The following is a 13672-nucleotide window of genomic DNA, read 5'->3' as shown; positions in this document are numbered from 1 at the left end:
CACGCACGGTTCTTAGGGGGGAGGGCTCTCGAAAGAGGGCTCCTCCTACCCTACATCTTTACCAACGCACATCATCATGATCCAGGGCAGCATTGTCGCAATCGTCACCCCCATGCACGCAGACGGCAGTCTCGACTTGCCGGGTCTGCGCAAACTGATCGACTGGCATATTGCAGAAGGCACGGACGGTATCGTCATCGTTGGCACGACTGGCGAGTCGCCGACGGTCTCCGTTGAAGAACATTGTGAATTGATCAAGGTCGCGGTTGAGCACACGGCCAAGCGTATTCCAGTCATTGCCGGCACCGGTGGCAACTCGACCACTGAAGCGATCGAGCTGACGAAGTATGCGAAAAATGTTGGGGCCGATGCATCGCTGCAGGTTGTTCCTTACTATAACCGCCCGACCCAGGAAGGTATGTATCAGCACTTCAAGAAGATCGCTGAAGCAGTCGACCTGCCGGTGATTCTCTACAATGTGCCGGGACGGACTGTCGCGGACATGTCGAACGAGACCATCCTGCGCCTGGCTGAAGTGCCTGGCATTGTGGGTGTCAAGGACGCAACCGGCAATATTGGCCGTGGCAGCGACCTGATCCGCCTGGCACCAAAGTCGTTTGCCGTGTATTCCGGCGATGATCCTACTGCAATGGCACTAATGTTCTGTGGAGCCAAGGGGAATATTTCCGTCACCGCCAATGTCGCGCCACGCGCCATGCATGAGTTGTGCGCCGCTGCGATGAGCGGCAAGGTTACAGAGGCGGTCGAGATCAACAATCGCATGCTGCCTTTGCATAACAAGTTGTTCGTGGAGCCGAACCCGGTTCCGGTCAAGTGGGCGATGGCGCAGATGGGCCTGATTCCGGCCGGTATCCGCCTGCCGTTAGTGACACTCGGCGCGGGATACCAGGAGACGGTACGTGCCGCGCTGCGCGAATCCGGTGTATTACAATAAGCACCGCATATTCGCTCGGCAACCCTGCAGTTACTCAGACTTCATCTCCTCAGCATCGACATGACAATTCGGAACAACTCTCGCATGGCTCAACGTGGACTCATCTGTACGCTGGCGCTGACTGGCATGGTCGGTTGCAGCTCAGTTGGGGAGATGCTGGAACCGGGAAAAACAGACTATAAAAGCGCTGGCAAGGCACCTTCGCTCGAAGTGCCGCCGGATCTGACGCAACTTCAGCGTGAAAACCGTTATTCGATTCCTGAGGCAAATCGAGGAACGGCAACTGCCTCCGGCTACGCTCTGCAGCAGGGAGCACGCCCGACGACATCCGCTGCGGCTGCACCTGCGGTCGCACCGGCGCCAACGGCGGATATGCGCATTGAACGTGCCGGTAACCAGCGCTGGCTGGTGGTGAAGCAGTCGCCGGAAGCGCTCTGGCCGCAGTTGAAGGACTTCTGGCAGGAATCCGGCTTTTTGATCAGCATCGAGACACCGCAAGCTGGCGTTATGGAGACTGATTGGGCTGAGAACCGCGCAAAAATCCCGCAGGACATTATCCGCCGCACTATCGGAAAGGCGCTTGATGCGCTTTACTCGACTGGCGAGCGCGACAAATTCCGTACTCGCCTCGAGCGGACTCCGGATGGCGCAACCGAGATTTATATCAGCCACAGAGGCATGCAGGAAGTGATCGTCGGTCAACAGAAGGACTCAACCATGTGGACTCCGCGCCCCTCGGATCCCGAGCTTGAAGCCGAATTCCTGTCCCGCTTGATGGCCCGTCTGGGTGCCGATACCACGCAGGCCAAGGCCACGGTCGTCAACGCGCCGCTGCAGCCACCGCGAGCAAAACTTGTCAAGGCCAATGACACTTCCTATGTCGAAGTCGATGAAAGCTTCGATCGCGCATGGCGTCGTGTGGGCTTGGCGCTGGACCGAGTCGGCTTCACCGTAGAAGATCGTGACCGTGCACAAGGGCTGTATTTTGTCCGGTATGTCGACCCCGAATACGATCAGAAGAAGGCATCTGAAAAAGGCTTCTTTTCCAAGATTTTCTCTTTTGGCTCTGATGACAAGGCAAAATCGGCACTGCGTTATCGTGTTTCAGTAAAAGGAGCCGGTCCCGTCAGCCAAGTTGCCGTGCTTGACAACGAAGGGCGCCCGGAATCTTCACAGACAGCCAACAAAATTCTGTCTTTGCTGAACGAGCAGCTCAAATAAGCGTTTATCTGTATTGAAATTCGCCAGTCTCGGGAGCGGTAGCGAGGGTAACGCGCTCCTGATTTCCTCCTGTTCCGGTCTCTCTCGTACGACAGTCATGCTGGACTGTGGATTTGCCGTGCGTGAGACAGAGCGCCGTTTGCAACGTTTCGGAATGGCGCCCACTGATATTGATGCCATCGTTGTCACCCACGAACATCAGGACCATGTAGGTGGAGTGTTCAAATTCGCTCGTCGGTACAAGATTCCCGTATGGCTGAGTTACGGTACTTTCCGGGCGGTGGAAAAACACTGTGACGGAGTCCTCTTCCACTTCTGTCGGGACGGCGAAGCGGTCGGTATCCGTGACCTGGAATTGACGCCTTACACAGTGCCGCATGATGCGCGAGAACCTGTGCAATATGTGGTACATGATGGTGAATTCCGGTTGGGGGTGCTAACCGACGCCGGACACTCGACTCAACATATGATCAATGCACTGGGCGGCTGTGATGCATTAATGCTCGAATGTAATCATGACCGGCAAATGCTTGCTAGTTCCAATTATCCGCCTACCCTGAAGCAACGTATCGGTGGACCGTACGGGCACTTGGCAAATGACTCAACGGCACAAATTCTTGCCGCACTCGACAGGTCTCGACTCAAGACTGTTGTTGGTGCGCATTTAAGTCAACAGAACAATACCCCGGAGCTTGCACGCGAAGCACTATGCGCAGTAGCAGACCCGCTTGACTTCCGGATAATGATTGCCTGTCAGGACGAGGGATTCGATTGGGTGAATGTACGCGTGTAAGGAAGGATTTAGCGTGAAAGAAATGTACTGCCTCAGTCAGCGCTTAGGGTTGGGAGCAGAGCGAAAATAAAAAGGCCGACCGTGAAAACGGTCGGCCTTTTTTATTAGTAATCCGAGATTACTTGGCAGCAGCGTCAGCCGGTGCAGAAGCAGCCGGTGCAGCAGCAGCGTCAGCCGGTGCGGAAGCAGCCGGTGCAGCAGCAGCGTCAGCCGGTGCAGCAGCCGGAGCTGCAGCGTCAGCCGGTGCAGCAGCCGGAGCAGCGGTTTCAGCGGCCGGTGCAGCAGCAGCCGGAGCAGCGGTTTCAGCGGCCGGTGCAGCAGCTTCTTCTTTCTTGCCGCAAGCAGCCAGAGCAACAGCCAGCAGGGAAGCAATCAACAGGGTCTTTTTCATGGATTTTCCTTCAAAGTCTATTTTTAAAAATTATGTGATGAATAATTACCGGTAATTATCGCTCTCTAGGAGCTCTCGAAGGCCTTCTGGATATTATTTTTCAGTGCAGCACGACGAAAACTTCCTAGCCAGAAATTATAACGTTTTTTTTACAACCAACACAACGTGCCAGCATTTTCGTACGTCAATTGTAAGTAAAAACTACATGGTCTTTTGCAGTGATTATTCGAGCAGTAGCCAGCCATCCTCGTACCATATATGTAGTGCTTCCATGACATCTTTGGACGCTGTTCGCACCATTGCGCCATCAAGTTTGCGATTATCCGCAAGATGCATAAGGATGGTTTTATCAGCTCGATTCAAGGCGAACGACTCGCCATTGATAAACACATGCTTACTGCGATACAGCATGCGTGTCTTGCGCGACAAGGTGACACCACGCTTGCTTGCCGCTTCAAGAAAGCGCGCAAATGTTAGCGGGCGTTTGGGGGAGGCAAAAATGACGTTTGCTTTTGGTTCGGAGAGGTACTCGCCAAGAAAGATGAGAAAGTCATCCTCGGTAAACTCGATCTTCTTCAGTTCGGTCGCGAACCTGGAAACCATGGCACTACTGAGTTCGGCCGGATGTTTGGTTAACTTGAGATCGGGATCTGAATACCGCCCGGGCAGGTCAACGGTGTCGGCCATGAATTGCAAGAAGGCTTCGCCAATTTCCTGATAGGCGGGCGCGCGGAATCCTACGGAGTACGTCATGCATTCACCGATAGCAATACCGTCGTGCGCATACTGGGGAGGCAGGTACAGCATATCGCCAGGATTCAGCACAAATTCCTCTTCCGGATCGAAGTTCTTCAGGATTTTCAAGGGCATCCGCTCGATCAAGGTCAGGTCCGTCTGTGCGCTGATCCGCCAGCGTCGCTGCCCGTGGGCTTGCAGCAGAAATACATCGTAGGAATCGAAATGGGGGCCGACACCTCCGCCGTCCGTAGCGTAGCTGATCATCAGGTCGTCGAGGCGTGCATCCGGGATGAAACGGAATTGCTGCATCAATCTGTCCGCCGCATCGTTGTGCAGGTTTACACCTTGAATGAGCATGGTCCAGCCTTTCTTATCAAAGGCTGGCAAGTCCCTGAGGGGGCTATGCTGCATTTCCCACTGATCGCCATGGTGTGAAATGAGGCGTGATTCCACCTCGTCCTGCGTCGCCAGGTCGCACAAGGCTTCACGTGAGAGCAGGGGTTTGAATCCGGGGATTGCTTGCCGGATTAACAAGGGTTTCTTGTGCCAGTAATCACGAAGGAATTGTTGCGGCGTGAGCCCGCCTAGCAGAGTCAGTTTAGTCATGCGCGCATTATATCGACCTTACAGGCACACCTATTGCAATTGACCTCAAAGCCTGTCGGATAGCGTGCTGGGCTCCGTTTTGGACTTGCGATGCACGATGTGCACTTGTATATGTCTGCTCCTCGACGCCAGTCTGGACCACTTACTTTGGTCATCAAACGGATTCGAGAGAGACATGTTGCCGGTTATAATCCGGTGGACCATTTATTGAAGAGGAGTGGTGATGAAGATTGCCAAGAACACCGTAGTGACCGTCCACTACAAATTGTCAGACGCGCAGGGCAATCTGATCGAGGAGAGCCGTGAGCCCATGGTGTATCTGCACGGCGGCTATGAGAATACCTTGCCGAAGATCGAAGAGGCGCTGGAAGGCAAAGCGGCAGGCTTTGAAACAACGATCCAGGTTGAGCCTGAAGATGCTTTTGGTGAATATGATCCCAACCTGATCAAGATCGAGCCACGCAACCGCTTGCCGGAGCCGATTGAAGTTGGCATGCAATTCGAGGGCACGCCGGATAGCCCGGACAGTGGGGAAGAGTCGCTGATCTTTACCGTGACCGATATCGCCGACGACAAGGTTGTTCTGGATGGAAATCATCCGTTGGCCGGTATGGCCTTGCGTTTTACGCTCAATGTAGCCGAGGTGCGCAGTGCAAGCAATGAGGAAGTCGCACATGGGCACGTACACGGCGAGCATGGTCATCACCACGACGATATCGAAGGAGAAGAGGGCGACCATTTCCGCAGTTACCCGATTCAATGAAGCGAGGTGTGCCGTGCAGGTATTACAAATCCTGAGTGATTAATACACGGCGCACCCCTGTCTCTTAGCGCCCGCTGCATCGATTTTGTGCCTGGTGCGTACGGTTCTGTTGTATCACCAGGGCAGTCGACACGGCCGTTGCATCACTGTTGGCTCCCAGCCAATCCGGATGGTTTGCTTGATACTTTGAATGCGGACGGGATCTTGTGATTGACGCTGATCTTGAGCCAGCCGGAGCGCGCACCTATTTCCCCGAAATTCCCCTGCCAGCGAATTGCAGACAATGCTGCTGCATGCACGGAGTCTGCATGAACGAGAAGTACCTTGCCGGAAAACTTTGCTGCCAGAACTGCGATTTTCTTCCGGACTTCTGAATAACCATCTCGCTTGGTGGTCCGCCGACGCTGTGTGCCGACGGGGTTTCCGTCACTAAAAAGCACGATGGCCTTCATTTTCTTTTGCGTGGCAAACATAAAGATGCGATACAGCCAGTCGTTGTTGGCAACCGCTCTGTCCTCGAACTCGCTATTGCGCCCGGCATCATAAACATAGTGATTGTTATTCGCCGGTATGTTTATAGTCGCAAACAAGGTGTCGTCGATCTCCCAGCGTGCGTTTTCTGCAAAGCTGCGGTGCTTTACTGTCATCGATTGCCGGATGACCGGAATCTTGGTTGCGCCCATCGAAAAATCATCACCGAAGAATAGCTCTCGGACACGATTAAGTTTTGCGATTGCAGCTGATCTGCCGTTCTTGTTCTTGCATAGAGCCCAGTCAGTTGCCGCGAGGGACACAATCAAACCGTTTTTTGCGTCCTCAAGAATCGATTTGCGTCGCAGGTAAACCTCATCCGTACACGGTTCATTTGCTGCCTTCATGCCGTTCAGGACAACGAAAGCAAGATTGTTCTCGTCCGTCTGTTTGATCGCGTCCCGAAGTGTCGACTCGTCTCCTGCTGCGTTGACCGGGTGGTAGATGACTGCAAAACTGATCTCGTCATTCTCGCTGGCCATTGATGAGAAGGATATCAACGCGGCGCAGAACGCTATGCTTTTCAGGAAGGCTGTTCTCATCATTGTTCTGCCAGTTTTTTCAGGCGATAGAGAGCTTCCAGCGCCTCGCGCGGAGTCAGATCGTCCGGGTCTGTCTCCGCGAGCGCATCCATGACTGCACTAGCCGTTTCCGGTAAAGCCGGGGTCTCAGGCTCGGCCAAATCGTCGGCTTCCTGCACTGCGCTTGCGAACAGGTCGAACTGTGGGGTTGCCTGTACCGAATGTGCCTCGAGCGCCGCCAGGTGCTTTCTCGCGGCCTTGATCACCGGCTGCGGTACGCCGGCAAGCTGCGCAACCTGAAGTCCGTAGCTTTGCGATGCCGGTCCCGGCTGCACTGCATGCAGAAAGACGATACTGTCCTTGTGCTCTACGGCGGAGAGGTGCACGTTGGCCGCTGATGGGTGCGTTTCCGGCAGCTGGGTAAGCTCGAAGTAGTGTGTCGCGAACAAGGTAAAGCTGCGTGTGGTGTCGATGAGATGTCTTGCAATTGCCCATGCAAGTGCGAGGCCGTCGAACGTCGAGGTGCCGCGGCCGACCTCGTCCATCAGGACAAGCGAGTGCTCTGTCGCGCCATTGAGAATGGCCGCCGACTCGGTCATTTCAACCATGAAAGTCGAGCGGCCTCCGGCCAAGTCGTCCGCTGCGCCAATGCGGGTGAAAATTTTGTCAATCGGTCCGATTGTTGCTCGACTGGCCGGGACGAAGCTGCCGACATACGCCAATAGCGTAATCAACGCCACCTGACGCATGAACGTGGATTTGCCGCCCATGTTGGGACCGGTAATCAGCAGCAGTTTGCGTTCGCTGTTGAGCTCGCAGTCGTTGGCGATGAAACGCTCTATCTGGTTTTCCACGACAGGGTGACGCCCCTGTTCAATGAGGATGGTCGGCTCGCGGACCAGCTGCGGCGCACACCAGTTGTTGCGCATCGCATGGTCGGCGAGGGCAACCAGCGTGTCGAGCTGTGCCAGTGCATGCGCGATTGCCTGCAGCGTGCCGATATGGGGGGCAAGGTCGCCGAGCAGCTTTTCGTAGAGGTATTTCTCCCGGGCGAGTGCGCGCTCCTGCGCTGATAGCGCCTTGTCTTCGAATGCTTTCAATTCCGGTGTGATGTAGCGCTCGGCGTTCTTCAGCGTCTGGCGGCGACGGTAATCATCTGGCACCTTGTCCGTCTGTCCATGCGTGACCTCGATGTAGAAGCCGTGCACTTTGTTGTACTCCACGCGGAGATTGCCGATGCCCGTGCGAGCACGTTCGCGCGTTTCTAAGTCGACGAGGAACTGGCCTGCGTTTTCCGAGAGTGCGCGCAGTTCGTCCAGTTCACTGTCGAAACCGCGGGCGATGACGCCGCCGTCACGCACCATGGCAGCCGGCTCGAGCGCGATCGAGCGTTCGAGTATCTCAAGGCACTCTCCTGGTGTGGCGAGCGCGTCATGAATCGACTTCAGCAGCAGCGCGTCGGCATCCTTGTTGCACATGGCGACATAGGCGCGCAATGAGGGAAGTTGCTGCAGGCCGCTACGAAGTCCCGCAAGGTCACGCGGGCGCGCAGACAGCAGGGCAATGCGTGTGGTGATGCGTTCGATGTCCGGCACTGCGGCGAGCGTAGCCGAAAGTCCCGATGAAGCGTCCGTGCGCATCAGCGCGTTGATCGCTGCATGTCGTTCCTTCGCGACTTCCTGGTCGCGGCGGGCGTGGTGCAGCCAATGGCGCAGCAGTCGTGAACCCATCGGCGTACGGCAGTGATCGAGCTGCGAAAACAGGGTAGGGGAAGCGGACGAACCTTCCTGGCCGCGAATGGTTTCGGTCAGTTCAAGGTTGCGTCGGGTAGCGGCATCCAGCCCGATAATCTCGTTCTCTGCCTCGACGGCGAGGGTGCGCACATGCTGCAGCCCCTTGCCTTGCGTTGATTGTGCGTAGCGAAGCAGCGCGCCGGCAGCGCCAACCGCGGCACTCAAACCATCTGCGCCGAAGCCGGTGAGTGTGGCAACGCCAAGCTGTTCGAGCAATGCCTTCTCACCGCTGGCGCTATCAAAATGCCAGTGTGGAACGGTCGTCAGCTTGCCTGGGGCGCCTTGCGTCGATATCAGACCGGCCTCGTCTGTCAACAGGATCTCTGCCGGGGCTATCCGTTCGAGCTCCTGCCTCAGCCGCGTATCGAAGGAGCGGGCGTCGCCGGCAAATTCCATCAGCCTGAGCGCCCCGCTGGCGAGAGACAGCCACGCCAGGCCTACTGTTGCCGTTTTCCTCTGTGCCGTGACGCAAAGCGCGAGCAGCGGTCGGTCGGCCTTTTCGGGCAGAAGGTCGGAATCGGTCAGGGTCCCCGGTGTGACGACCTTCACAACCTTGCGCTCGACCGGGCCCTTGCTCGTGGCGGGATCGCCGATCTGCTCGCAGATGGCGACAGACTCGCCGAGCTTGATCAGCTTTGCCAGATACTGGTCAGCCGAGTGGAACGGCACGCCGGCCATCTTGATCGGGTTGCCGTTGGAGCTCCCGCGCTGGGTCAGCGTAATGCCGAGAAGGCGGGCGGCTTTCTCAGCGTCTTGGAAAAAGAGCTCGTAGAAGTCTCCCATCCGGTAAAACACCAGCGTGTCCGGATGCTCCGCTTTGATGCGAAGGTATTGCTGCATCATTGGAGTGTGCTTCTCCAGCAGCGCATCAAGTCGGGATGGGGGCGCGTCGTTTTCCGGTTTCACGGCAGGTTTTGAAGCCATTCCAATCTTTCTGTGTGACGGTGGCATGTCGTTCGTCAACATGTATAGCCCGCCATTTTAATGCGGCAACGGATTGGATCAAATACGGCTGCTTGCCTGCTTGCCTGCTTGCGCTTTTGCGCTGCTGAGTGGCGAAGTGCCCCTCTTGGGATTATGCAGCGCGCATTTGTGTACGCTGCAATCCTTGGAGGCTTAACGACCTCGCCCGCCGCTACGATGCGGTGCCGTTTGCTTTCCGGCCGGAGGCTTCGCTGCGCTCTTGTTTACTTGAGCGGGTCTGTTTCCCGTACCGGTTTGCGACTTGTTCGCAGGCTTGTTTGCCGGCTTGCTTCGTGGCGAGCGGTTGCGCGGGGGAGGGTTCCCGCTTCGAAGCTGAATCGGCTGCGGACGGGCATTCGGGTCGGGTTCGAACCCGGGGATGATTTCCTGAGGCAGGCTGCGCTTGATCAATTTTTCGATGCCCTTGAGCATATCGTGCTCATCCACGCAGACAAGCGATACGGCTTCGCCTGCGGCACCGGCCCGCCCGGTGCGGCCGATCCGGTGCACATAGTCTTCCGGCACGTTGGGCAGATCGTAGTTGACCACATGCGGCAACTGGTCAATATCAATTCCGCGCGCTGCAATGTCGGTCGCGACAAGCACCTGCAGGCTACCATCCTTGAATTCCGCCAGAGCACGCGTACGCGCCGCCTGGCTCTTGTTGCCATGGATTGCGAGTGCACTGATACCGTCCTTGCCAAGCTGCTCGACCAGCTTGTTGGCGCCGTGCTTGGTGCGGGTGAAGACCAGCACCTGGAACCAGTTTCGCTCCTTGATCAGGTGGCTTAACAGTGGATGCTTGCGGTTGCGGTCGACCGGGTGCACCTTCTGCTCGATGATCTCGGCGGTGGAGTTGCGCCGGGCGACCTCGATCATTGCCGGCGCATTCAACAGGCCGTCGGCGAGTGCCTTGATCTCATCGGAGAAAGTTGCAGAGAACAGCAGGTTCTGGCGCTGCTTCGGAAGCGCCGCGAGAACACGGCGGATATCTCGGATGAAGCCCATGTCCAGCATGCGGTCGGCCTCGTCCAGGACGAGGATTTCAATATGGGTGAGGTCAACCGTGCCTTGCTGCATATGGTCGAGCAAGCGGCCGGATGTGGCAACGAGAATGTCGACGCCTTGTGCCAGCAGTTTCATCTGCGGATTGATATTGACTCCTCCGAAGATCACGGCCGAGGTGAGCTTCAGGTACTTTCCATAGACGCGGACACTCTCCTCAACCTGTGCCGCGAGCTCCCGCGTGGGCGTCAGAATCAAGGCGCGAATGGATTTCTTTCCACCCGCAGAACGGGCGTTTTTCGAAAGACGCTGCAAGATCGGCAAGGTAAATCCAGCAGTCTTGCCGGTACCGGTCTGCGCCCCAGCAAGCAGGTCCCCGCCGCCGAGTACGGCGGGGATAGCCTGCGATTGAATTGGAGTGGGAGTGTTGTAGCCGTGTTCTGTAACGGCGCGAACAATGTCGTCGGACAAGCCGAGCTCTTTAAAAGTCATTTTAATCAGTACAAAAAGGACTGCGCGCCATCACGAGACCAGTGGAATCAAAGGCGTGCAGATTGGATGAGGCGGAACGTAAGAAGCGAATGCGCGATGGAGGAAAGTGGAACCCTCGATCACGCAGGGCGTGGACAGCGCCGTACGCGGTCCACGCGGATTTCTTCTGGCGGGAATGATTGCGGCGGCCTTATTTTGCGAAGGGTGACAAGAGATTGACCATCTGTGCGAAGATTTTCGGTGTGCCGGCAATCACGTCACCCTTGTACAGGTAGTCCGACTCGCCGGAGAAATTTGCCACGATACCGCCCGCTTCCGTAATAAGCAGCGCCCCCGCAGCCATATCCCAGGTCTGCAGGCCCTTTTCGAAGAAGCCGTCGAGGCGGCCGGCCGCAACATAAGCGAGATCCAATGCCGCAGCGCCGGGGCGACGCAAGCCTGCACAGCGCTCTGTCATGACCTTGAACATCTTCAGATACTCATCCAGACCTTCCATGTCCCGGAAGGGGAAACCGGTGCCGATCAACGCCTCGCTCATCTTGTCCCGGCGGCTGACGCGGATGCGTTTGTCATTCAGGTATGCGCCGGCACCCTTGGAAGCCGTAAACAAGTCATTGCGGCAAGGATCATAAACTACCGCTTGCGTAATTTGCCCACGGTGCTGGAGCGCGATCGAGACGCAATACTGCGGGAAGCCGTGGATGAAGTTGGTGGTGCCGTCGATCGGATCAATGATCCAGACGTTTTCATTCTCGTCGTGCAGGTTGGCAGAAGGGCCGGTTTCCTCGCCCAGAATTGCGTGGTCAGGGTAGGCGGTTTTAAGAACTTCGATGATCGCCAGCTCGGCGGCTTTGTCAACTTCAGTAACGAAGTCGTTGTGTCCCTTCTCGGTGACTTTGATGCGTTCGATGTCGAAAGAGGCGCGGTTAATGAGCGAACCGGCCCGGCGAGCGGCCTTCACCGCCGTATTGAGCATGGGATGCATAGGATGTTCCGTTAAAATGGCGGTACCGTTCGCTACCGCGCCGGAGCCCCGCAAGAGAATGAATTAATGAGCGATGCGGCAAACCGAATGAGTCCCAGGAAACGATTGCCGCGCAATCCCGCTATTCTAAATGAACCAGCCTCAAACCAATACCCCTCTTTTTAACCGCCTTCGGTTCGTGCTCGTCCAGACCAGTCATCCCGGTAACATCGGAGCTGTTGCACGCGCAATGAAAACGATGGGTTTTTCGCAGCTAGTGCTGGTCGATCCGCGCTTCCCTGATGCGCTCCAGCAAGAGGAGGCTGTCGCATTCGCCAGCGGCGCGCAGGATATCCTCGCGACCGCAAGAATCGTTGAAAACATAGAGGAGGCGCTGGAAGGATGCAATTTTGCAGCAGCGTTAAGTGCGAGATTGAGAGAGTTTTCTCCGCCATTGCTAACGCCGCGCGTTCTCGCGGAGCAGATCGCCGCAGAGTCAAGTCTGAATGCCGCGCTTGTCTTCGGGAGCGAGCGCTACGGTCTCCCGAATGAAATCATCGAGAAGTGTAATGCGCTGATCAATATCCCGGCCAACCCGGATTATTCCTCGTTAAACCTTGCACAGGCTGCCCAAGTACTTGCATACGAAGCAAGGATGGCTACATGTGGCGACGTCCTTCCGGTAGCGCCAATCGGTTTTCAGGGTGAAGCTGCCGGCTTTGCGCAAGTTGAAGGCATGTATGCCCACCTGGAAGAAGCCTTGGTCGCCATCGATTTCCTTGATCCGGCGAATCCGAAGAAACTAATGCCTCGCCTGAGGCGTTTGTTTTCGCGTGCTCAGCTCGAAACGGAAGAGGTCAATATCTTGCGAGGTATCGCGCGCCAGATTCTGGTGAAACTGCGCACTTAGGGCTAAGCAAAATGTTCACGCGCGTCGCGCATCCTGCTTCCGACTGTTCATAGCGTCGCAAATCCCTGCAATGGTCCGACCATGGCTCCGGTTTGCGCCCTGCGCTCCGTCCCGAATTCCGGCACGTGCCATCGCGGGACTTGTTCAGTGTAGCCTCAGTGCCGTAGGGCGCCTTACGGTTATACCTGGTTGCTCCGCTGGTTTGCCTGGAGTCGTTATGGCAAAAAAGACATTTAGCCCCAGGCGCGCAGCAAACCTACGGCCAAGCCTTCCAGTGCAAAGCTATCCTCGTTTGCATCGACCCGGATCGGTTCGAAATCTGGATTTTCCGGCAAAAGTTCGATAATGGAGCCAGACTTTTTGTAGCGTTTTACGGTGACATCATCACCCAGTCGCGCCACAACGATCTGGCCATTCTTTGCATTGTCGGTTTTTTTCACCGCAAGCAGATCGCCGTCAAGAATTCCGACATCGCGCATCGACAGTCCCCGGACTTTCAGCAGGTAGTCCGGCTTTGCGGAGAACAGTGACGGATCGACGCTATACGTGGCCTCAATATGCTCTTGCGCGAGGATTGGGGAGCCAGCTGCTACACGACCGACGAGGGGCAGGCTAAGCTGCATCAAAGACGCGTGAGGGAGTGCCATCTGGCGCGTGGCGGATCGACTCGATGCGCCGTTGGCATGCATATCGCGCAAGCGGATTCCCCGGGATGTGCCGGGTGATATTTCAATGGCACCTTTGCGTGCGAGCGCCTGAAGATGCTCCTCCGCGGCATTGGCAGAGCGAAAGCCAAGTTCAGCGGCAATCTCGGCGCGAGTAGGCGGGAAGCCGGTGTTTTCAATAGCTTCGCGGATCAGGTTGAGGATCTGTTCCTGGCGGGCGGTCAATTTGATCATGGTGGAAACCCGGCGCCAATTGGCGCTGTTTATATAGACAGCCTGTATTTTTATACAGGCATTATGTGAATGCAAGCCCTAAATGACGCTATTTCCGACTATTTGGGATTTGGATTGCTGAGGAGGA

12 protein-coding genes are annotated in these 13672 nt (G+C 56.3%); 5 read left to right on the top strand and 7 right to left on the bottom strand.

Annotated elements, in window-relative coordinates; all coding sequences use genetic code 11:
* Positions 1–76: 76 nt before the first annotated feature.
* Genes dapA through ACYVIA_RS20280 form a run of 3 tightly spaced genes read left to right on the top strand, consistent with a single transcriptional unit; the run spans position 77 to position 2969 of the window.
* Positions 77–955, top strand: a complete 879-nt coding sequence (gene dapA / locus ACYVIA_RS20290) for a 4-hydroxy-tetrahydrodipicolinate synthase (RefSeq protein WP_460843994.1) — start codon at positions 77–79, stop codon at positions 953–955.
* 60 nt (positions 956–1015) lie between these two features.
* Positions 1016–2176, top strand: coding sequence for an outer membrane protein assembly factor BamC (gene bamC / locus ACYVIA_RS20285; RefSeq protein WP_460843993.1), 1161 nt, complete (start codon positions 1016–1018; stop codon positions 2174–2176).
* Positions 2177–2189: 13 nt separating this feature from the next.
* Positions 2190–2969: an MBL fold metallo-hydrolase gene (locus ACYVIA_RS20280; protein ID WP_460843992.1), complete on the top strand. Its 780-nt coding sequence runs from the start codon at positions 2190–2192 to the stop codon at positions 2967–2969.
* Between the two features lie 118 nt (positions 2970–3087).
* Here the strand turns inward: ACYVIA_RS20280 and ACYVIA_RS20275 are convergent, their stop codons facing one another.
* Entirely contained in the window at positions 3088–3360 is a 273-nt protein-coding gene (locus tag ACYVIA_RS20275) for a hypothetical protein (protein ID WP_460843991.1), read from the bottom strand.
* A 222-nt stretch (positions 3361–3582) separates the two neighbouring features.
* A complete protein-coding gene (locus ACYVIA_RS20270; protein WP_460843990.1) occupies positions 3583–4704 on the bottom strand; it encodes a ribosomal protein uL16 3-hydroxylase in 1122 nt (373 codons plus the stop codon).
* A gap of 223 nt (positions 4705–4927) precedes the next feature.
* On the opposite strand from ACYVIA_RS20270, the gene ACYVIA_RS20265 reads away from it, so the two are divergent.
* Entirely contained in the window at positions 4928–5467 is a 540-nt protein-coding gene (locus ACYVIA_RS20265; protein ID WP_460843989.1) for an FKBP-type peptidyl-prolyl cis-trans isomerase, read from the top strand.
* A gap of 143 nt (positions 5468–5610) precedes the next feature.
* On the opposite strand, the gene ACYVIA_RS20260 is transcribed toward ACYVIA_RS20265, so the two are convergent.
* From ACYVIA_RS20260 to ACYVIA_RS20245, 4 genes are all read right to left on the bottom strand, one after another.
* Positions 5611–6543, bottom strand: coding sequence for a hypothetical protein (locus tag ACYVIA_RS20260; protein WP_460843988.1), 933 nt, complete (start codon positions 6541–6543; stop codon positions 5611–5613).
* Positions 6540–9155 carry a DNA mismatch repair protein MutS gene (gene mutS / locus ACYVIA_RS20255; protein WP_460844041.1) on the bottom strand — a complete coding sequence of 872 codons (2616 nt, stop codon included), beginning with the start codon at positions 9153–9155 and terminating at the stop codon, positions 6540–6542. Before mutS ends, ACYVIA_RS20260 begins: the two co-directional genes overlap by 4 nt.
* Before the next feature lie 273 nt (positions 9156–9428).
* A complete protein-coding gene (locus ACYVIA_RS20250) occupies positions 9429–10772 on the bottom strand; it encodes a DEAD/DEAH box helicase (RefSeq protein WP_460843987.1) in 1344 nt (447 codons plus the stop codon).
* A gap of 190 nt (positions 10773–10962) precedes the next feature.
* Positions 10963–11757: an inositol monophosphatase family protein gene (locus tag ACYVIA_RS20245; protein ID WP_460843986.1), complete on the bottom strand. Its 795-nt coding sequence runs from the start codon at positions 11755–11757 to the stop codon at positions 10963–10965.
* A 130-nt stretch (positions 11758–11887) separates the two neighbouring features.
* Here ACYVIA_RS20245 and ACYVIA_RS20240 point away from each other — a divergent pair, with 130 nt between their 5' ends.
* Positions 11888–12646, top strand: coding sequence for an RNA methyltransferase (locus ACYVIA_RS20240; RefSeq protein ID WP_460843985.1), 759 nt, complete (start codon positions 11888–11890; stop codon positions 12644–12646).
* A 233-nt stretch (positions 12647–12879) separates the two neighbouring features.
* On the opposite strand, the gene lexA is transcribed toward ACYVIA_RS20240, so the two are convergent.
* Positions 12880–13545: a transcriptional repressor LexA gene (gene lexA / locus ACYVIA_RS20235; protein ID WP_460843984.1), complete on the bottom strand. Its 666-nt coding sequence runs from the start codon at positions 13543–13545 to the stop codon at positions 12880–12882.
* Between the last annotated feature and the right edge of the window lie 127 nt (positions 13546–13672).

It is taken from the genome of Noviherbaspirillum agri, assembly GCF_054780595.1.
The sequence above is the reverse complement of the archived record's forward strand: the minus strand, read 5'-3'. Positions and strand labels throughout refer to the sequence as shown.

Bases quoted from the DNA above. Each gene is read 5' to 3' on its own strand.
- dapA (WP_460843994.1), top strand. From the start codon at position 77: ATGATCCAGGGCAGCATTGTCGCAATCGTCACCCCCATGCACGCAGAC.
- bamC (WP_460843993.1), top strand. From the start codon at position 1,016: ATGACAATTCGGAACAACTCTCGCATGGCTCAACGTGGACTCATCTGT.
- ACYVIA_RS20275 (WP_460843991.1), bottom strand. From the start codon at position 3,360: ATGAAAAAGACCCTGTTGATTGCTTCCCTGCTGGCTGTTGCTCTGGCT.
- ACYVIA_RS20270 (WP_460843990.1), bottom strand. From the start codon at position 4,704: ATGACTAAACTGACTCTGCTAGGCGGGCTCACGCCGCAACAATTCCTT.
- ACYVIA_RS20265 (WP_460843989.1), top strand. From the start codon at position 4,928: ATGAAGATTGCCAAGAACACCGTAGTGACCGTCCACTACAAATTGTCA.
- ACYVIA_RS20260 (WP_460843988.1), bottom strand. From the start codon at position 6,543: ATGATGAGAACAGCCTTCCTGAAAAGCATAGCGTTCTGCGCCGCGTTG.
- mutS (WP_460844041.1), bottom strand. From the start codon at position 9,155: ATGATGCAGCAATACCTTCGCATCAAAGCGGAGCATCCGGACACGCTG.
- ACYVIA_RS20250 (WP_460843987.1), bottom strand. From the start codon at position 10,772: ATGACTTTTAAAGAGCTCGGCTTGTCCGACGACATTGTTCGCGCCGTT.
- ACYVIA_RS20245 (WP_460843986.1), bottom strand. From the start codon at position 11,757: ATGCATCCCATGCTCAATACGGCGGTGAAGGCCGCTCGCCGGGCCGGT.
- ACYVIA_RS20240 (WP_460843985.1), top strand. From the start codon at position 11,888: ATGAACCAGCCTCAAACCAATACCCCTCTTTTTAACCGCCTTCGGTTC.
- lexA (WP_460843984.1), bottom strand. From the start codon at position 13,545: ATGATCAAATTGACCGCCCGCCAGGAACAGATCCTCAACCTGATCCGC.